At 46.6% G+C, this 17,202-nt stretch carries 16 protein-coding genes; 10 read left to right on the top strand and 6 right to left on the bottom strand.

Features of this window, described 5'->3' with window-relative positions; all coding sequences use genetic code 11:
• Positions 1 to 13: 13 nt before the first annotated feature.
• The 6 genes from KUG37_RS00690 (at position 14) to KUG37_RS00665 (ending at position 5,753) form a co-directional block, all read left to right on the top strand.
• Complete coding sequence (locus KUG37_RS00690; RefSeq protein ID WP_216940084.1) at positions 14 to 1,432, top strand: ammonium transporter; 1,419 nt, start codon at positions 14 to 16, stop codon at positions 1,430 to 1,432.
• Between the two features lie 139 nt (positions 1,433 to 1,571).
• Positions 1,572 to 2,030, top strand: a complete 459-nt coding sequence (gene nrdR, locus KUG37_RS00685) for a transcriptional regulator NrdR (RefSeq protein WP_216936098.1) — start codon at positions 1,572 to 1,574, stop codon at positions 2,028 to 2,030.
• A gap of 8 nt (positions 2,031 to 2,038) precedes the next feature.
• Positions 2,039 to 3,127, top strand: coding sequence for a bifunctional diaminohydroxyphosphoribosylaminopyrimidine deaminase/5-amino-6-(5-phosphoribosylamino)uracil reductase RibD (gene ribD / locus KUG37_RS00680; RefSeq protein ID WP_216936096.1), 1,089 nt, complete (start codon positions 2,039 to 2,041; stop codon positions 3,125 to 3,127).
• Positions 3,124 to 4,416: a DNA adenine methylase gene (locus tag KUG37_RS00675; RefSeq protein WP_216936094.1), complete on the top strand. Its 1,293-nt coding sequence runs from the start codon at positions 3,124 to 3,126 to the stop codon at positions 4,414 to 4,416. The genes ribD and KUG37_RS00675 overlap by 4 nt, the downstream gene beginning before the upstream one ends.
• A gap of 22 nt (positions 4,417 to 4,438) precedes the next feature.
• Positions 4,439 to 5,098, top strand: coding sequence for a riboflavin synthase (locus tag KUG37_RS00670; RefSeq protein WP_216936092.1), 660 nt, complete (start codon positions 4,439 to 4,441; stop codon positions 5,096 to 5,098).
• A 109-nt stretch (positions 5,099 to 5,207) separates the two neighbouring features.
• Positions 5,208 to 5,753 (top strand): VTT domain-containing protein, encoded by a 546-nt coding sequence (locus KUG37_RS00665; RefSeq protein WP_216936089.1) that lies wholly within the window; start codon positions 5,208 to 5,210, stop codon positions 5,751 to 5,753.
• 55 nt (positions 5,754 to 5,808) lie between these two features.
• Here KUG37_RS00665 and KUG37_RS00660 read toward each other — a convergent pair whose 3' ends face one another.
• Genes KUG37_RS00660 through KUG37_RS00650 form a run of 3 tightly spaced genes read right to left on the bottom strand, consistent with a single transcriptional unit; the run spans position 5,809 to position 8,313 of the window.
• Complete coding sequence (locus KUG37_RS00660) at positions 5,809 to 6,438, bottom strand: hypothetical protein (RefSeq protein ID WP_216936088.1); 630 nt, start codon at positions 6,436 to 6,438, stop codon at positions 5,809 to 5,811.
• A gap of 26 nt (positions 6,439 to 6,464) precedes the next feature.
• Positions 6,465 to 6,872: a DNA polymerase III subunit chi gene (locus tag KUG37_RS00655; protein WP_216936086.1), complete on the bottom strand. Its 408-nt coding sequence runs from the start codon at positions 6,870 to 6,872 to the stop codon at positions 6,465 to 6,467.
• Positions 6,865 to 8,313: a leucyl aminopeptidase gene (locus tag KUG37_RS00650; RefSeq protein WP_216940081.1), complete on the bottom strand. Its 1,449-nt coding sequence runs from the start codon at positions 8,311 to 8,313 to the stop codon at positions 6,865 to 6,867. Before KUG37_RS00650 ends, KUG37_RS00655 begins: the two co-directional genes overlap by 8 nt.
• A gap of 157 nt (positions 8,314 to 8,470) precedes the next feature.
• On the opposite strand from KUG37_RS00650, the gene lptF reads away from it, so the two are divergent.
• The 4 genes from lptF to KUG37_RS00630 all read left to right on the top strand — a co-directional run bounded on the left by lptF (position 8,471) and on the right by KUG37_RS00630 (position 13,527).
• A complete protein-coding gene (lptF, locus tag KUG37_RS00645; RefSeq protein ID WP_216936082.1) occupies positions 8,471 to 9,571 on the top strand; it encodes an LPS export ABC transporter permease LptF in 1,101 nt (366 codons plus the stop codon).
• Between the two features lie 2 nt (positions 9,572 to 9,573).
• The gene (lptG, locus tag KUG37_RS00640; RefSeq protein ID WP_216936079.1) at positions 9,574 to 10,641 is read left to right on the top strand and encodes an LPS export ABC transporter permease LptG; all 1,068 of its coding nucleotides are present in this window, start codon (positions 9,574 to 9,576) and stop codon (positions 10,639 to 10,641) included.
• Between the two features lie 123 nt (positions 10,642 to 10,764).
• Positions 10,765 to 12,312, top strand: a complete 1,548-nt coding sequence (gpmI, locus tag KUG37_RS00635; protein ID WP_216936077.1) for a 2,3-bisphosphoglycerate-independent phosphoglycerate mutase — start codon at positions 10,765 to 10,767, stop codon at positions 12,310 to 12,312.
• Positions 12,313 to 12,354: 42 nt separating this feature from the next.
• Complete coding sequence (locus KUG37_RS00630) at positions 12,355 to 13,527, top strand: S41 family peptidase (RefSeq protein ID WP_216936075.1); 1,173 nt, start codon at positions 12,355 to 12,357, stop codon at positions 13,525 to 13,527.
• Here KUG37_RS00630 and KUG37_RS00625 read toward each other — a convergent pair whose 3' ends face one another.
• Genes KUG37_RS00625 through KUG37_RS00615 form a run of 3 tightly spaced genes read right to left on the bottom strand, consistent with a single transcriptional unit; the run spans position 13,528 to position 17,191 of the window.
• Entirely contained in the window at positions 13,528 to 14,952 is a 1,425-nt protein-coding gene (locus tag KUG37_RS00625) for a sigma-54 dependent transcriptional regulator (RefSeq protein ID WP_216936073.1), read from the bottom strand.
• 15 nt (positions 14,953 to 14,967) lie between these two features.
• Positions 14,968 to 16,533, bottom strand: coding sequence for a PAS domain-containing sensor histidine kinase (locus tag KUG37_RS00620; protein WP_216936070.1), 1,566 nt, complete (start codon positions 16,531 to 16,533; stop codon positions 14,968 to 14,970).
• A 22-nt stretch (positions 16,534 to 16,555) separates the two neighbouring features.
• Entirely contained in the window at positions 16,556 to 17,191 is a 636-nt protein-coding gene (locus KUG37_RS00615) for a response regulator (protein WP_005108454.1), read from the bottom strand.
• Positions 17,192 to 17,202: the final 11 nt, after the last annotated feature.

Raw genomic sequence — 17,202 nt, 5'->3', positions numbered from 1 at the left:
TTGGGGGATACGAATGAAAAAAATGCTACTCGCGCTCGGCATGGCCGGCGCTCTTTTTGGTGGTTCTGTTGCATGGGCTGAAGAAGCTGCAACAGCAACAACACCCACAGAAGAAATTGTGCTTGTTGAAGAAGCAGGCGATACAACACCAAATACAACAGAGACTCCAGCAGCAATTGCTGAAGCAGCACTGGTTGAAGTCGCAGTGCCTGTAGAAGTAGAAGAAGAACCAACTCTGGATACCGGCGACACCGCCTGGGTGTTAACCTCTACTGCTCTAGTTTTACTGATGACCATTCCGGGTTTAGCGTTATTTTATGGCGGTATGGTACGTAAGAAAAACGTTCTGGCGACTATGGCGCATAGTTTTGTTGCTGCTGCGGTGGTCAGTATTGCCTGGGTCATCATTGGTTATACCCTGGCTTTCGGTGAGGGCAATGCCTTTATAGGTGGCCTGGATAAATTCATGTTGGCTGGTATCACCACAGAAGCACTGTCAGGTACGATCCCTGAAATCCTGTTTGTAATTTTTCAGATGACGTTTGCCATCATTACGGTTGCCATTATTAGCGGTTCGATTGCAGAGCGTATGAAATTTAGTGCTTTCGTTGCTTTCATTGCGCTTTGGGTGGTGATTGTCTATGCACCAATTACTCATTGGGTATGGGGTGGTGGCTGGTTAGGTAACGATGGTGCGCTTGATTTTGCCGGTGGTACAGTCGTGCATATCAACTCGGGTGTTGCTGGTCTGGTTGCAGCATATATGCTGGGCAAACGTATGGGGCTGGGCCGGGAATCGATGGCACCACATAACTTGACCCTGACAGTAATGGGTGCATCTTTACTTTGGGTCGGCTGGTTCGGTTTCAATGGTGGTTCTGCTCTAGGTGCGAACGGTTCTGCAGGTTATGCTTTGGTTGTGACTCAGGTTGCAGCAGCGGCAGCAGCAATCTCTTGGCTTATTACTGAAAAACTGGTACGTGGTAAAGCTTCTGTACTGGGCGGCGTATCGGGTGGAGTAGCTGGTCTGGTGGTTATTACTCCAGCTGCAGGTTTTGTAACTGTCGGCGGTGCACTGGCGATGGGTCTGATCGGTGGTGTGGTATGTTTCTGGGGTATTACTGCGCTGAAACGTGCCCTGAAAGCGGATGACTCTTTGGATGCTTTTGGTTTACATGGTGTGGGTGGTATTGTCGGTGCGATTCTGACGGCTTTCTTTGCCAGCGAATTCATCATGGGTGATGCTGCACCTTCAAATATGATGAGCCAACTTTGGGTTCAAGTTGAAGGGGTTCTGGCCACTATCGCTTACTCTGCGATCATGACCTTCATTATCCTGAAAGTCATCGATTTGATCATTGGAATCCGTGTTACATCTGATGATGAGCGTATGGGACTGGATTTAAGTCAACATGGCGAACGTATAGAATAATAACAACATGCAATAATCAATATATAGTGTAAAACAGCCCATATGGGCTGTTTTTCTTCTATATGTTGCGTAAAACTCTACAAAGTTTAGAATTTTTGCTACACTCAGAACCCATCTGGATTTGTTCAATTAAACCGCTATGCATTGCCCATTTTGCAATACTTCAGACAGTAAAGTAATTGATTCGCGCTTGGCCGCTGAAGGCTGTCAGATTCGTCGTCGCCGTGAATGTGTCAGTTGTAATGAACGTTTTACGACTTTTGAAAGCTATGAAGTGGTGATGCCGCGCGTCATTAAATCTGATGGCAAGAATGAACCCTTCGATGAAGCTAAATTACGTCGTTCCCTGATGCATGCCCTACAAAAACGTCCGGTCACTCAGGAACAGATTGAAACCGTACTCAGCGATATCCAGCTGCAGATTCGCCGTCTGGGTGAACGTGATGTGAAATCGCGTACCATCGGTGAAATTGTCATGCAGTCTTTATTCGCACTCGATCACGTGGCCTATGTACGTTTCGCTTCGGTCTATCAGGACTTCCAGGATGTTGAAGCTTTTCGTCATCAAATTGAACAGATGCAGCAGCGAGAATCATAAGAATAAGTATGTCTGAACAAAATCAAGATCAAGTCTGGATGCGCCGTGCGATTCAGCTTGCCCAGCGAGGCCAATACTCGACCAAGCCAAACCCGAATGTCGGGTGTGTCATTGTCAGGAACGATGTGCTGGTTGGTGAGGGTTTTCATCCTCGGGCAGGACAGCCGCATGCGGAAGTTTTTGCGCTGGGTCAGGCCGGGGAACAGGCACATGGTGCAACGGCTTATGTGACTTTAGAGCCGTGTGCGCATTATGGTCGTACCCCGCCTTGTGCCAAGGGTCTGGTTGAAGCAAGTGTGGCTAAAGTTGTCGTGGCCTGTCCTGATCCTAATCCGTTAGTGGCGGGAAAGGGCGTAGAGATCCTGCAAGATGCCGGAATCGATGTAGAGGTAGGCATCTGTGAAGATGAAGCTCATCAGCTGAATGAAGGTTTTCTGAAAGCCATGGCGACAGGCCTGCCCTATGTGCGTTTAAAAATTGCCTCAAGCCTGGATGGCCGTACTGCCATGGCATCCGGTGAATCCAAATGGATTACCGGAGTAGAAGCCCGTCAGGATGTACAGCATTGGCGCGCTATCTCAGGTGGGGTGATCACCGGGATTGAAACTGTTCTGGCCGATGATTGTCAGCTCAATGTGCGGCAACTGAATGGGGTTGAAGATATGAGCAGCATTGTACAGCCTAAGCGGATTATTCTGGATCGTCAGGGGCGTTTGCCATTGACGGCAAAAATTCTAGCACAGCCTGACAGCGTGATGGTGATGGGGCCCTTTCGTCAAGAACTGGCTGATCTGGGTGTGCTACAATTGCCTGTACAATCCTTACAAGAATTATTGATGCTGTTGGTTCAACAGCATCAGATTTATGACGTGCTGGTGGAAGCAGGGGCGACCTTATCTACCGCATTTTTACAAGAACAATTGGTTGATGAACTGATCAGTTATGTTGCGCCGACCCTATTGGGGCAGTCAGCACGTACTATGTTCAATGCAGAATTCAGCCGTATGGCCGAACAACTCCGATTTAAGCTGCGCGATGTGACTCGCTTCGGTGATGACGTGCGCTTCAGGTTAATTTCTTTTCAAGAGACACTATGAGTTCAGAGTCTACGGTTTATCATAAACGTCGCCATGCGGCGCGTACCACCGATGAATATCTTTTCCATCAACTGGTTCCTTATCTGGGTAATAAGCGCCGTTTACTGCATTTAATTCTGGAAGCTCTGGAGAGTACAGGAACCCTGAAACGTACCGATGGCCGTGCTCCGATCTTTGCTGATTTTTTTGCCGGTTCAGGTGTGGTTTCACGTTTGGCACGTCAGAATGGTTATCGCGTGATTGCCAATGATTGGGAACCGTATAGCCATGCGCTGAATCATGCCGTTCTGGCCTGTACTGAAGCACCGGCTTTTAAAGAGCTGGGTGGTTATCAGAAAGCGATTGATTATCTGAACCGTCTGCCGGAAGTTAAAGGCTGGGTCACGCATAACCTGTGTCCACGTAATGATGAAATTTACGATCCTGCACGTGACCGTCTGTTTTTTAAACGCCGTAACGGCATGCGCATTGATGCCATTCGCCAGCAGATTGCAGCCTGGCAGGCACAAGGTGCAATTGATGACGTTGAAATGAGTGCCTTGCTGGCGCCTTTGCTGTATTCAGCCAGTTTTGTCAGTAATACCTCAGGTGTTTTCAAAAGTTTCCACCACGGTTGGGGCGGGAAGACTCAAACTGCGCTGGAACGTATTGAATCTTTACTCTGGCTGACGCCAAGCCGTTTTTGTGAATCGGATCAGAAGAAGGGGATGGCCGCTGAAATGTGGTGTGTCGATGCCCAGCATCTGGCCAATCAGATGAGCGGTTTTGAAGTGGATGTGGCCTATCTGGATCCACCTTATAATCAGCATGCGTACAGCAGTAATTACCATGTCCTGAATGCCTTGACCTTGTGGGATCAGGCCGATTTACCGACTCCGGATACCAAGGGCTATAAGAGCGGGATTGACCGGGCATGGCGCAAAGAGCGTCCGAGCCAGTACAATTCCTCTAAATATGCCAAAGAAGCCTATGAGAACTTGTTGGCAACCATCAATGCGCGTTTCCTTCTGACCAGTTATTCAACAGATGGTAATATCAGTGCCACCGATTTATTACAGGCCAACCTGAAACGTGGCCGAGTGACCTTGCTGACCCAAGATGTGCCGCGTTATCGTGTCAGCAAACAGCGTCAGTCGGAACGTGCACGCGTACTGGAATTTATTGTGATTACCGATACCCATGCCAAGTCAGGTCCATCGATCCGTCAATTACTCAGCCAGTTGCATCATTATGCAGAATTGGGCGGTGTGGATACGACCGGTGTCAGTACCCAGCTGGCACTCTGGTAAAAGAATAGAAAAGGAAATAAAAATGTTTACAGGTATTATCGAAAGCCTCGGCAAAGTTGAAAGTCTGCAAAGCGTTGGCGGTGATGTGCGTTTACGCATCCAGACCGACCTGGACATGTCCGATGTGCATCTGGGTGATTCTATTGCCACGAATGGCATCTGCCTGACCGTCATCGACTGGGGCGAGAACTGGTATGCAGCTGATGTTTCCCGTGAAAGTCTGAACCGGACCACGCTCGGTACCTGGAAAGCGGGTCAACCTGTCAATGTTGAAAAAGCCATGTTGCCGACCACGCGTTTTGGCGGTCATATTGTTTCAGGGCATGTCGATGCAGTCGGCGAGATCACGCTGGTTCGTGCAGATGCGCGCTCGATTTATTATGAAGTCACCGCACCGGCTGAAATTGCCAAATATCTGGCAGAGAAAGGCTCGGTCACAGTCGATGGCATTAGCCTGACCATTAATCATTTGCGTGGCAGTGTGATTAGTCTGAACTTGATTCCGCATACGGCTGAACGGACCAATATCGGAACCTGGAAAGTCGGCAGCAAGGTCAATCTGGAAGTGGATGTACTGGCACGTTATATCGAGCGGTTACTGCTCGGTGATAAAGCAGCTGATACCACTGAACAATCGAAAATCAGCATGGATTTTCTGGCTGAAAATGGTTTCTTAAAATAAGAAAAATGTTTAAATATTAAACAGTCTGATTGAAAAATTAGACTGTTTTTTTATTTTTCGGGATAATCAGCAATTCAACTTGCAAATATTGCCTTGGTGGACGGGTCGAATGCTCGATTTTTTACTCAACTTGGAACAGTCACTACCGCTATTGCTCGATCAATATGGGGTATGGATCTATGCAATCCTGTTTCTGGTGATTTTTGCAGAAACTGGCTCAGTTTTTTGCTTTTTCCTGCCCGGTGACAGTTTGTTGCTGGCTGTAGGAGCGTTGTGTGCCAACAGTGATATGGTAACTCTGCATTCGATGGGATTACTGTTATTTACTGCATCGGTACTCGGCTATACCGTCAATTATTACACCGGAAAAGTGCTGGGCTTAAAATTTTTTAATCAACATTCTCGCTATTTCAAGCCGGAATATATGGTGAAAACCAACCAGTATTTTATTAAACATGGCGGTAAAACCATTCTGATTGCACGCTTCATCCCTTTTGTTCGTTCATTTGGCCCTTTTGCGGCTGGTTCAGGACATATGAGTTTTGCTACATTTAGCTTTTATAATATTGCCGGTGGGATCCTCTGGATTAGTACTTTATTAGGTACTGGCTATCTGCTCGGGAATGCCGCCTTTATGCTGGCTGATTTTTTCTAGGATAGAACTAAAAAAAGCCCGGCAATGCGGACTTTTTAAATTTGCAATAAATGCTTTAAACCTGGTTTGGCTGATTAGAAAATTCAGAATTTTTAAGCATATATTCAATCTCTTCTTTGGCTGCAGCACGCATTTTCTCTCTGAGCGCATTGACGGTCTGTTCAATCACTGTCTCTGCTTCAAGTTCCAGACGTAAACGTACATTTTCTAATTCGGATAAAATGGTGCTGTCCTCAATCTGGAGACGGCCTTTGGCAAAATCAAAAGTATGCTCAGGGTTTTTCTGATAACGGGCAACATAGTGCTGCACTTCGGTTTCTAGATGAATATTCATTTCAGCAAGTGCTAGGTTTTGTTCGGCAAGCTTCTGCTGTTCATCTTGACGTAGCTGTTCAATATAGGCCTGTTCTTCGGCACGTTTTTCGGCCAGAGCTTTTTCCAATGCAAGCTGTCTGCGAATACGGGCTTCTTCAATCAATTCGGCCTTGCGCTGCGCATAGGCTGCTTCAATCCTGCGTTCAGATTCCTGCTGCAAGCGCTGGTCACGAATCTGCCATTCTTCCAAAGACGTTTCTGGTTTTAAAATATCGCAGATACGAGAGAGGTCATCGATAAAGGTCTGACGTACAGCTTCCGGCACATTTAACCAGCGCTGTTTAAAATCGGGACCTACATTTAATGCCACGTGCCTCTCCTTATAGATGATATCGGTTAAAGCTTATGGGTGTTTGGCTCAATGCCTAAACGACGATATTGTTTGAATTTTTCACGACCCTGCTGTTTAGCCGTTTCATGATTTTCAATGATCTCAATAATGTGACTAAATTTTGCATAAGGTTCAAGTGCTTCCGGATTAAAATTGAAAATAATCCAGTCGGACTGTTCAGGCAGCGTCGCTGAAATACACACCGTGGCCTCAGGCTGGTCAATTCCATGCGGAATAAAACTACTGGGATCAAAGCTCCACAGGCGCTCATCCAGCTGTTGCTGCAACTCTGGATCTGCACAAAGTAACCAGATCCGCGCCGGCTGGCGCAGAATCTTGCGGCATAAACGACAAGTGCTATCCACTTGTCGTTCAGGGCTTTTTTCAAATAAATAAAAGCTGACCTTAGCCATTGGTCTGAACGCGATTGGCCAGGAATTGCATCAATAATGGAACTGGACGGCCAGTTGCACCTTTATTGGTACCTGAGTTCCATGCCGTACCAGCAACATCCAGATGTGCCCAGCGATATTCGCGGGTAAAACGTTGCAAGAAGCAGGCAGCAGTCACAGAACCGGCTTTTGGACCCCCAATATTGCCAATATCTGCAAATGGTGAATCGAGCTGTTCCTGATAGTCTTCCAGTACCGGCATACGCCATACCCGGTCAAATGAATGCTGGCCGGCAGTTTCCAGTTCTGCTGCCAGTTTATCATCTGGTGTGAACAGACCTGTAAGCACTGAACCCAACGCCACTACACAGGCACCGGTCAAGGTTGCAATATCAATTACCAAAGCAGGGTTGAAACGTTTCACATAGGTGAGGGTATCACATAACACCAGACGGCCTTCGGCATCGGTATTCAGGATTTCAACCGTCTGGCCACTCATGGTCGTAACAATATCACCAGGACGAGTGGCTTTGCCTGAAGGCATGTTTTCTGCTGCGGCAATAGTTCCCACGACATGCAGGGGTAAACGTGCTTCACAAAGTGCACGCATGGTACCCAGTACAGAGGCTGCGCCGCACATGTCGTATTTCATTTCATCCATGCCCGCGCCAGGTTTCAGTGAAATACCACCGCTATCAAAGGTAATACCTTTGCCCACCAGTACCACAGGCGCTTCACTGCGCTCTGACTGATATTCTATGCTAATGATACGACCTGGACGGTCCGAACCTTGGCTGACTGCAAGGAAGGCACCCATACCTAAATCAGCCATCTGCTGTTCATCGAGTACAGTGACTTTAAGCAGGTCTGGATATTCGGCAGCCAATGCCACAGCCTGTTCTGCAAGATATTCAGGAAAACAGATATTGCCCGGACGGTTGCCCAGATCACGTGCCAGGTTTTGTCCGCTCTGCACTGCTTGTACCAGTTGCAACTGTTCGGTGGTTAAGACGCTATGTGTGGCAATCAGGTCGATCAGCTCGAGCACAAATTCATTCTTCTTGGATTTATATTCATCATAACCATAGCTGGCCTGAGTCAGGAAGAGGGCAAACAGGTAGTGGAACTCTTGTGGAAGTTGTGTCAGATCTACAGAAATCTGTTTGAATTTTTTTTGAGTGGCCTGAATAATAGTTTGGGCAATTTTTGCAATTTTTGCCGGTTGCAATTCAGCGACCTTACCTAAACCAATCAGCGCTGCATGGCTAGACTGGCTCACCTGACCAATCAGGCTCAGGCTTTCGGCCAAAGTTGCCTTGAATTGAGATGCTTCAATTAATGTATCTAAATTATTGATTTGATAGGTTGCGGTTGTATTCTTAAGTTGCTCTGAGTCAACTAAAATCAACAAAGATTGACTTGATCCATTCTCTGGGAATGACGTATTAATTGTAAGTTTCATATTCTGTTTTCACGCCTGTCTAGATTGAGTAAATCATTCAGTCATTGAAACATTTATCCGAATAGATTTTCAATGGGCAGGGTGGCCTAGGTTTTATATTTTTACTATTCGGGTAAACTAGCACTCGTTTTATAGACCTTATTTTGGAAGAATTAATTTGATTATTCGGCGTTATCTGGTCAAGCAAGTTGTCTCGACATCCTTGGTGGTGATTGCCTTATTGACCTTGATCATGATGGGTGGTCGGCTGATCAAGTATTTTGGGGTCGCGGCACAAGGCCGTCTGGATGCAGGTATTTTATTTAGCATCATTGGCTACCGTTTGCCTGAATTCTTGACCCTGATTCTTCCACTCGGTTTCTTTATTGGGCTGATGCTGGTGTTTGGCCGTTTATATGTCGATCATGAAATGGCCGTGCTGAATGGCAGTGGGGTGAGCCGGCATCAATTGGCACGTCTCCTGGTACCAATGACCTTGGTGTTTTTGATTGCCCAGGCCGGACTCATGCTCTGGGCTGCGCCTTGGGGTATTCGCCAGTTTGAAGCCCTGACCACCAGTCAGGCGGTACGTACCGGTTTTGATCTGGTGCGACCCAAAGAATTTATCTCCTCCGGACCCTATACCATTTATGCCGGTGACCTGTCTGAAGACCGTAAAAATTTAAAAGATATTTTCTTCTATCAGCGCGCGCAAAAAGAAGGTAAGCCGGATGTGATGATTCTGGCGCAGGAAGCCACCCGAATCGAGGTGCCGAATGATGCCGCCAATGTGGTTGATCTGGTCCAGGGTCGCCGTTATGAGATCTATCCGGGCACACCGCAATATACTCAAGCTGAATTTGAAAGCTATCGTCTGCGCTTAGAAAATGATGCAGAAGCACAATTTGCCAGTACTGAGGTTGAAGCCTTGCCAACTTCGCAATTGTGGCAGAACCGTCAGGATCCTGTGGTGGCCAGTGAATTGGGCTGGCGGGTGTTTGTCCCTTTTGCCATTCTGATTGCCCTGATTCTGGCGGTGGCATTGTCTGAAGTGAGTCCACGACAGGGCCGTTATCTCAAGTTATTTCCTGCTCTCATGATTTTTGCCAGTCTGATTGTGGCCTTGATGGCCGTTAAAACCCGGATCAGTAAACAAGAAATGGGAATATGGGCCTATCCATTGATCCTGATTGCCTATGCAATTGCGGGTGCCTTATTTTCACGTAAACAGAAATTGGGTCCGAAAATCAAGAAACAGATTCAGCGAGTGAGGTCTTAACAATGTTGGCACGTCGTATAGTTGCAAAACATGTGACCCAAACTACTGCGCTGGCCATGCTGGGTGCAACCGCGGTATTGGCGGGTTTACAGGTGTTGTTCACATATCTGGGTGAGCTTGGCTCGCTAAAAGAAGGTTATGGTGCCTGGGATGCCTTGAAATATGTGCTTTGGGGCGCACCGAATTATTTATATGAAATCCTGCCGATCTCGGCCCTGATCGGTGCTGTTTTAGGTTTGGGGACCTTGGCCTCAAATAGTGAACTGATTGTGATGCGTTCGGTCGGGATCAGTCTGTGGCGGATTGTCGGCTGGGTGATTCGCTCGGCGCTGCTACTGGTAGTGTTGTCATTCGCCCTGAGTGAGTGGGTCATTCCCTATACCAATGAACAGGCCAAGAGCGTAAAGAGCAGCAATAAGGCGCAGCTGGGCGAAGTTCGCGGTTACTGGACCAGAGAAGGCCAGCGCTTTATTTATATCGATTATGCCAATTCGAAAGGTCAGCTGAAAAATGTACAGATGCTGGATTTTGATAATAGCTATCGTTTACGCGGCACCTTGCATGCAGATCAGGGAGAATTCGTCAAAGATGGTTCCTGGATGCTGAACAACACCGAGCAGTTCGATATTCTCCAAAATGGTAATGCCACGCTGGTCAAGCATCCACAGCAGCCTTTAGCGCTGGCGTTACAGCCAAAATATGTGCATATGGTGACGATTGATCCTGAGGATTTGTCACCGAGCCAGCTGGTCAGTTTTACAAGTTATATGCATGAATATAGTCAGGTGCCAAAAACCTATCAGCTGGCCTTCTGGCAAAAACTGGGCTCTCCATTTGCCCTGATTGCACTGGTGGTGATTGCCTGTTCATTTATCTTCGGGCCGCTGCGTCAGCAATCCATGGGTTTTCGTCTGGTAATTGCCTTGTTTGCCGGTCTGGGCTTTTTCTACCTGCAGGATTTCCTCGGCTATGCCAGTCTGGTATATGCACCATCTCCGGCATGGTTCGTGTTTGTACCTATTCTGATCATGTTCGGTATTGGTGGCTATTTGCTGTACCGAGCCCGCTAAGACACAGAAAATAGAACAAATCAATCATGATGAGAGGCTTAAACCATATCCGGGTCATGGCCTCTTTTTGTAAATTTCGCTAAAATAGAGCGATTAATTCGTAGACGAACAGAGTATTTCATTATGACGGATGCAACTGCTGGCAAAATCCCTCACGTTTTGGTGATTATGGATGGTGTGGGTCATCGCGAAGCGGTCGAAGACAATGCGTTTTTAGCAGCTAAACGACCAAATTTAACTGCAATGCAGGACAAGCATCCGCATGGTTTGATCTCCGGTTCAGGTGAAGATGTCGGCTTGCCGGATGGCCAGATGGGTAATTCAGAAGTCGGACATATGAACCTCGGTGCAGGTCGTGTGCTCTATCAGGATTTTACCCGGATTACGAAAGACATTCGTACCGGTGACTTCTTTGAACATGAAGTGTTAGTAGATGCCGTAGAAAAAGCCAAGGCTTCAGGTGGTGCAGTACATTTACTTGGCCTGTTGTCTGCAGGCGGTGTACATTCGCATGAAGATCATATTGTGGCCATGGCTGAACTGGCCCTGAAACGTGGTGCGCAAGTCTATTTACATGCATTTTTAGATGGTCGTGATACGCCGCCTAAAAGCGCACAACCTTCTTTAGAAAAACTCGATGCCCTATTCGCCCAATATCCAGGTCAAGGTCGTATTGCGACCATGATCGGCCGTTATTTCGCCATGGATCGTGACAACCGCTGGGATCGCGTGGAACAGGCGTATCGCTTGTTGACTGAGGGGGAAGCGTTTCGTACGGCTGCCACTGCAGTTGAAGGGCTGGAACAAGCCTATGCTGCAGATGAGTCTGATGAATTTGTTAAAGCCACCCGTATTGGCGAGCTGGCAAAAATCCAGGATGGTGACAGCGTCGTATTCATGAACTTCCGTGCCGATCGTGCCCGTGAATTGACTCGCGCATTTGTAGAAAAAGACTTTACTGGTTTCGAGCGTAAAGTCGTGCCGAATTTGGCGAAGTTTGTCATGCTGACGCGTTATCAAGCGACCATTGATGCTTCTGTGGCATACATGCCGGAAGCATTGGTGAACTCCATTGGTGAATACTTGTCAAACTTGGGTAAAACCCAGTTACGTATTGCTGAAACAGAAAAATATGCCCATGTGACTTTTTTCTTTAGTGGCGGCCGTGAAGATGAATATCCGGGTGAGAAACGTATCCTGATTCCATCTCCAAACGTGGCAACTTATGACCTTAAACCGGAAATGAGTGCCTATGAAGTGACTGATGAGCTTGTAGCTGCGATCAATTCAGGTGAATTTGACCTGCTGGTCGTAAACTTTGCCAATGGTGATATGGTTGGTCATACTGGCGTATTCGATGCAGCAGTGAAAGCGGTCGAAGCGGTCGATACCTGTCTGGGCCGGGTTTACGATGCAGTGATGGCGCAAAAAGGTCATATGATTGTGACTGCCGACCATGGTAATGTAGAGCAGATGCAGGATTATCATAGTGGTCAGGTACATACTCAACATACCACTGAACTGGTTCCATTTATTTATGTCGGTCCAACTCAGGCCACGATCGTGGAAGGCGGTGTGTTGGCTGATGTCGCACCGACTTTATTAAGCCTGATGCAAGTTCCGGTACCTGCTGAAATGCAAGGCCGTAACCTGATTCAGCTTGATGCATAATTTTCGATCAGCTTCTAAATAAAATTCTAAAAAGGTCAAAGAATGGCAAGAACACATTGGAAGTCTGTTGTAATACCATGCTTACTGATGTGTTTGAGTCACTCAGCCTGGGGTGCGGGCTCAAATGAGCCGGCATTCGATGATATGGAAATGGATGGGCAGGTCTATTCTGAAATTCCTGTGGCATCCATTCAAGAATTTGTACAAATTTACGGCATTGTCAAAGATAATTATATTCAGGATAAAAATGACGATGTCCTATTCCAGCAGGCCATTCAGGGTTTGGTGAGTGGCTTAGACCACTATTCCCGTTATCTGTCCCCTGAAGATTATAAGCAGCTGCGTGAATATACCGAAGGGGATCTAGCCAGTATTGATTTCGATCTAAAATTTGACTCGCGGATGAAACAATGGTTGATTCAAGGGTTGAGTGACGATGCAGATTCAGCCAAACAGGGGCTGCGTAATGGCGTCACAGTTTATAAAATTGATGATCAGGTATTAAGCAGTCTGAACCAGGAGCAAGTCCGGCAGTTATTGAGTGGAGCAGTCGGCTCTACTCTCACGATCCAGCTTTCCCCGCAAAGTCCCGTCGTTCGTCTGGTACGTAATACCAAACTGGATACCGAAATTAAATCTAGCTTGCACAGTAATCAGGTACTGGTGTTGCAGGTCAAGGTTTTTCAGCAAGATACCGCCAATGAAATCAAACGTCTGATTGAAAGTTACTCGGATAAACGCTTAAAAGCAGTACTATTTGACCTGCGTAATAATCCTGGAGGCTTACTGTCTGCCGCAGTGGAATCTGCCGATTTATTTTTGAATCAGGGCGTGATTGTGTCGACCAAAAGCCGGTCTGAAGGCAACCAGCAGTTTCAGGCCTTGCCCAGTTTTGAATTTCAGAATCTGAAAGTTGGAATCTTGATTAACAACCGTTCAGCTTCGGCAGCTGAAGTTTTTACCGCAGCCCTGAAAGAACATAACCGTGCCTGGGTAGTAGGCGAAAAAAGCTATGGAAAAGGCGTGGTACAGAAACTCTTTCCTTTAAGCAATGGTTCGGCTTTACAGATGACAGTATCACAATACTTTAGCCCAAGTGGCCAGATGATTGAAGGGCGGGGGGTACAGCCGCATTTTAACTATCCGTTTAAGCAGGAGATGCGTGAGGAGAACTATCTGGAACATGTTACAGACTTACTGCTCCTGCAAAAATAATTATTCGTCTTCTTCGGTATCTAGTCCAAACTTTTTTAAACGATAGCGTAGGGAACGGAACGACATACCGAGTTTTTTTGCGGCCAGTGTCCTGTTCCAGTGGGTAAGGTTCAGTGCACTGAGTAAAATTTCTTTCTCGACCTTTTCTAAATAAAGCTCCAAGCCTTCTTCTGGAAGCTTTTTAGGCGCAATCAGGGTCTCGGTCGCAATGATCTCGCTCGTTAGTGTATTTAGATCCTGAGGGCTGTTGAGGGCCTGGCGTAGCGGGGCACTTTGCAGATGCTGAATATCAATCCGTTCTTCATCACTTAAAGTGATTGCGCGTTCCATAATATTACGCAATTCACGCACATTGCCTGGGTAATATTGTCCCAACAAAAACTCTTTGCTGCGTTCGGTCAGCTTTTTATTGGGAATACCCCATTCCTGGCAGATTTTCTGAATAAAATGTTCAGCCAGTAACAGAATATCCTGATCTCGTTCACGTAGCGGCGGTAAAGTCAGATCCATCACATGAATACGGAAATATAAATCCTGACGGAATTTACCTTGTTGCACCAAGGCTTCCAGATCCTGATGGGTGGCACTGATTACACGGAAATCGACATCAGTTTCGGTATCTGAACCGAGTGGACGAATACGTTTTTCCTGTACGGCACGTAATAGTTTGACCTGCATGGCGAGGGGTAATTCTGCAATTTCATCCAGAAACAGGCTGCCTCCATGAGCAGATTGAATCAGCCCCTGTTTGTCTTGGGCGGCACCGGTAAAGCTGCCTTTTTTATGCCCAAACAGCTCACTTTCCATCAGTTCAGTCGGAATCGCGCCACAGTTGATTGCAATAAAAGGGCCTTCGTTACGGTTACTCAGGCGATGTACCAGATTGGCCACCACTTCCTTGCCGGTTCCCGATTCACCGGTGATAAAAACCGGTGCTTGTGAGCGGGCAATTTTTTGCAAGGTAATACGTAATTGCTGAATCGGCATAGATTGTCCAATCAGCATTTTATGTTCGAGTGCATCATTCGGATTATTATGCGAATAATCTACCGGTTTATTCAGGGCTTTTTGGAGCAGCTGTTCTAGATGTTTCTGGTTGATCGGTTTGCTGACAAAATCAAAGGCACCGGCTTTGAGTGCAGCAATGGCAATTTCCATGTTGCCATAGGCGGTCAGAACCGCGACCGGAAGTGCCGGATATAGATTACCAATCCAGTCCAGTAACTCCAGACCATTGCCATCGGGAAGGTTCAGGTCAGTTAGACAGGCATCATATGGGTGATTGGCAAGGCATTTTTTAGCGTCTTCCAGCCGATGGGCAATGTGGGTGCGAATGCCCATGCGCAGCAATGACATTTGCATGAGCGTACATAAATCTTCCTCATCATCCACCAATAGCACCAGTGGTTGTTGTTCCACACTCATCTTCCTTGACCCCCTTTATACCGTGATACGTTGACAGCTGATGCGAAAGCATGCGCCCTGTTCTTGTTGTATATAGTTTAATTGTGCCTGATTTGCTTCACAAAAACTATGTGATAAATACAATCCTAATCCGGTACCGCTAATCGAAGTGCTAAAAAAGGGTTTAAACAGTAAGGCCTGGTCATGTACAGCCACACCTGAGCCAAAATCGCGTACGTCAATCCAGACCCGATGTTCATAGGGATGCACATTTAGCTGGATATAGGCAGCATCAGCAGCATTATGACGGATGGCATTTCGAATCAGATTAATCAGGAGCTGCCGAAACTGTGCTTCATCAAACTGAATCACCAGCGGGATATCAATATTAAATTGAATCTGATCGCTAATATCGGCCAGATCTTCCTGGATAAATAATGGGATAAATTCATTAAGATGAATCGGCACCGGATAGGTTTCTTTATTTTTGACCATATTCAGCGTGTCCTGAATAATACGGTCAATCCGGGTCGCCTGCCGACCAATCATCTGGTTGAGTACTTGTTGTTGTTCAGTGTCAGAGTCCAGATATAAGTCATTGGCCTGCACAATGGCTGCCAGAGGATTACGGATTTCATGCGCAATACTGGCCGAGAGTTGGCCCAGAGCAGCAAGTTTGAGTTGTTGCACCTGCTGATTCAGTTTTTTAGCATCCTGTAACACCAGTAGCGTTAGAGTTTGATGCGGTACAATCAGCTTTTGTACCTGCACATGAATGTTATAACGACTCTGTTGGGAGTCAAACTGAAAGCGCTCGCCATTTTCCAGTGTTTCAAAGTGGATCAGTTCAAATAAATCCGGCTGTGACTGGTATAAGGTGAATTTCTCATGGCCATACTTGGATGCAATTCCCAGAAGATTGCAGGCGGCAGGATTACTGAGTACCACATGATAATTTTCATCCAGTACCAGATAACCGGTTTCAATCTGTTCCAGAATATAGCGGTTAATATTCTGTAAACGATATAATTCTAGAGACTGAGAGAAGTTCAGGTTTTCCAAAATCTGAAAACGGCGCACGGCAATTTGTCCGGTGCCATAAACCACAAAGAACAAAAAAGCCAGCAGAGCGCTATTACTGATATTACTGAGTGAAGAAAATGCAAAAATACTGCCGACAAAATGCTGATAAATAACGCTGATCACAGCAATGAGTGTGATGACTAAGGCTTTTTTTGCATCTAACAATAAAGATGCAGAAAAGATGGTAATCACAAACAGCAGCCCGATCTGCAGATTAGGACCATCACTCGCCAGGGTCAGCAAACTTAAAATGCAGACATCGCTAAAGAAAATCATAATCAGCTGTGGCTGGATCAGTCGTCGTATCCATTTCAGTGCAAACAGCTGTACAGCATTGATTGCAACCCCGATTCCTAGCGCATAATAATACAGCTGCGGATATTGATAATCGCTGGTCAGTTCGGGGTAGGTCAGCAGAAAGATCAGCAGCAGACCGGTACTGATCAGCAGGCGATAAGCGCTATACCATATACCGAGGTGGTATTGATTTAGCTCAGAATAATTAGATTTTTGTGCCATATGCACTGCGACTCAGCAAGGGCTAAGGTTTAATCAGCCCATAGCGCATGGCCAGATGAGTCAGTTTGACATCACTATCGATATTCAGCTTTTCAAAAATACGGTAACGATAGGTATTGACGGTTTTAACACTGACAAAGAGCTTGTCAGCAATTTCCTGGGCGCTGATACAGTTCACCACCATCATCGCCACTTGCATTTCACGTTCTGAAAGTGCATCAAAAGGCGACTGTTGTGTATCAGAAAGGTAAGAACTCGCTAACTGTTCCGCAATGTCGGCGCTGAAATATTTACCGCCTTGCATGACTTTATTAATGGCACGAACCATTTCCGAAATCGGTGCACCCTTGGTGATATAACCTTTGGCGCCAGCTTTCAATAACAGGGAAGGATAAGGTTCTTCTGCCAGACCACTGACCGCCAGCACCTTGGTCTCCGGCGCACTCTGAAGTAGACGGCGCGTGGTTTCTACGCCGCCAATACCCGGCATATTGACATCTAGCAACACCACATTCGGATGGTGTTGACGAACCAGAGAGATTGCTTCTTCACCAGATTCAGCCTGGCCAATTACCTGAACCTCCGCATGGTCTTCTAGCATTCTACAAATTCCAGTACGTACTAATTCATGGTCGTCCACAACTAAAACTGTGATCACCTACACTCTCC

This window comes from Acinetobacter sp. BY419, assembly GCF_019038395.1.
In the GTDB taxonomy this organism is placed as follows: Bacteria; Pseudomonadota; Gammaproteobacteria; order Pseudomonadales; family Moraxellaceae; genus Acinetobacter.
Note: the sequence above shows the minus strand (reverse complement) of the source record. Positions and strands in the feature narration are given on the sequence as shown.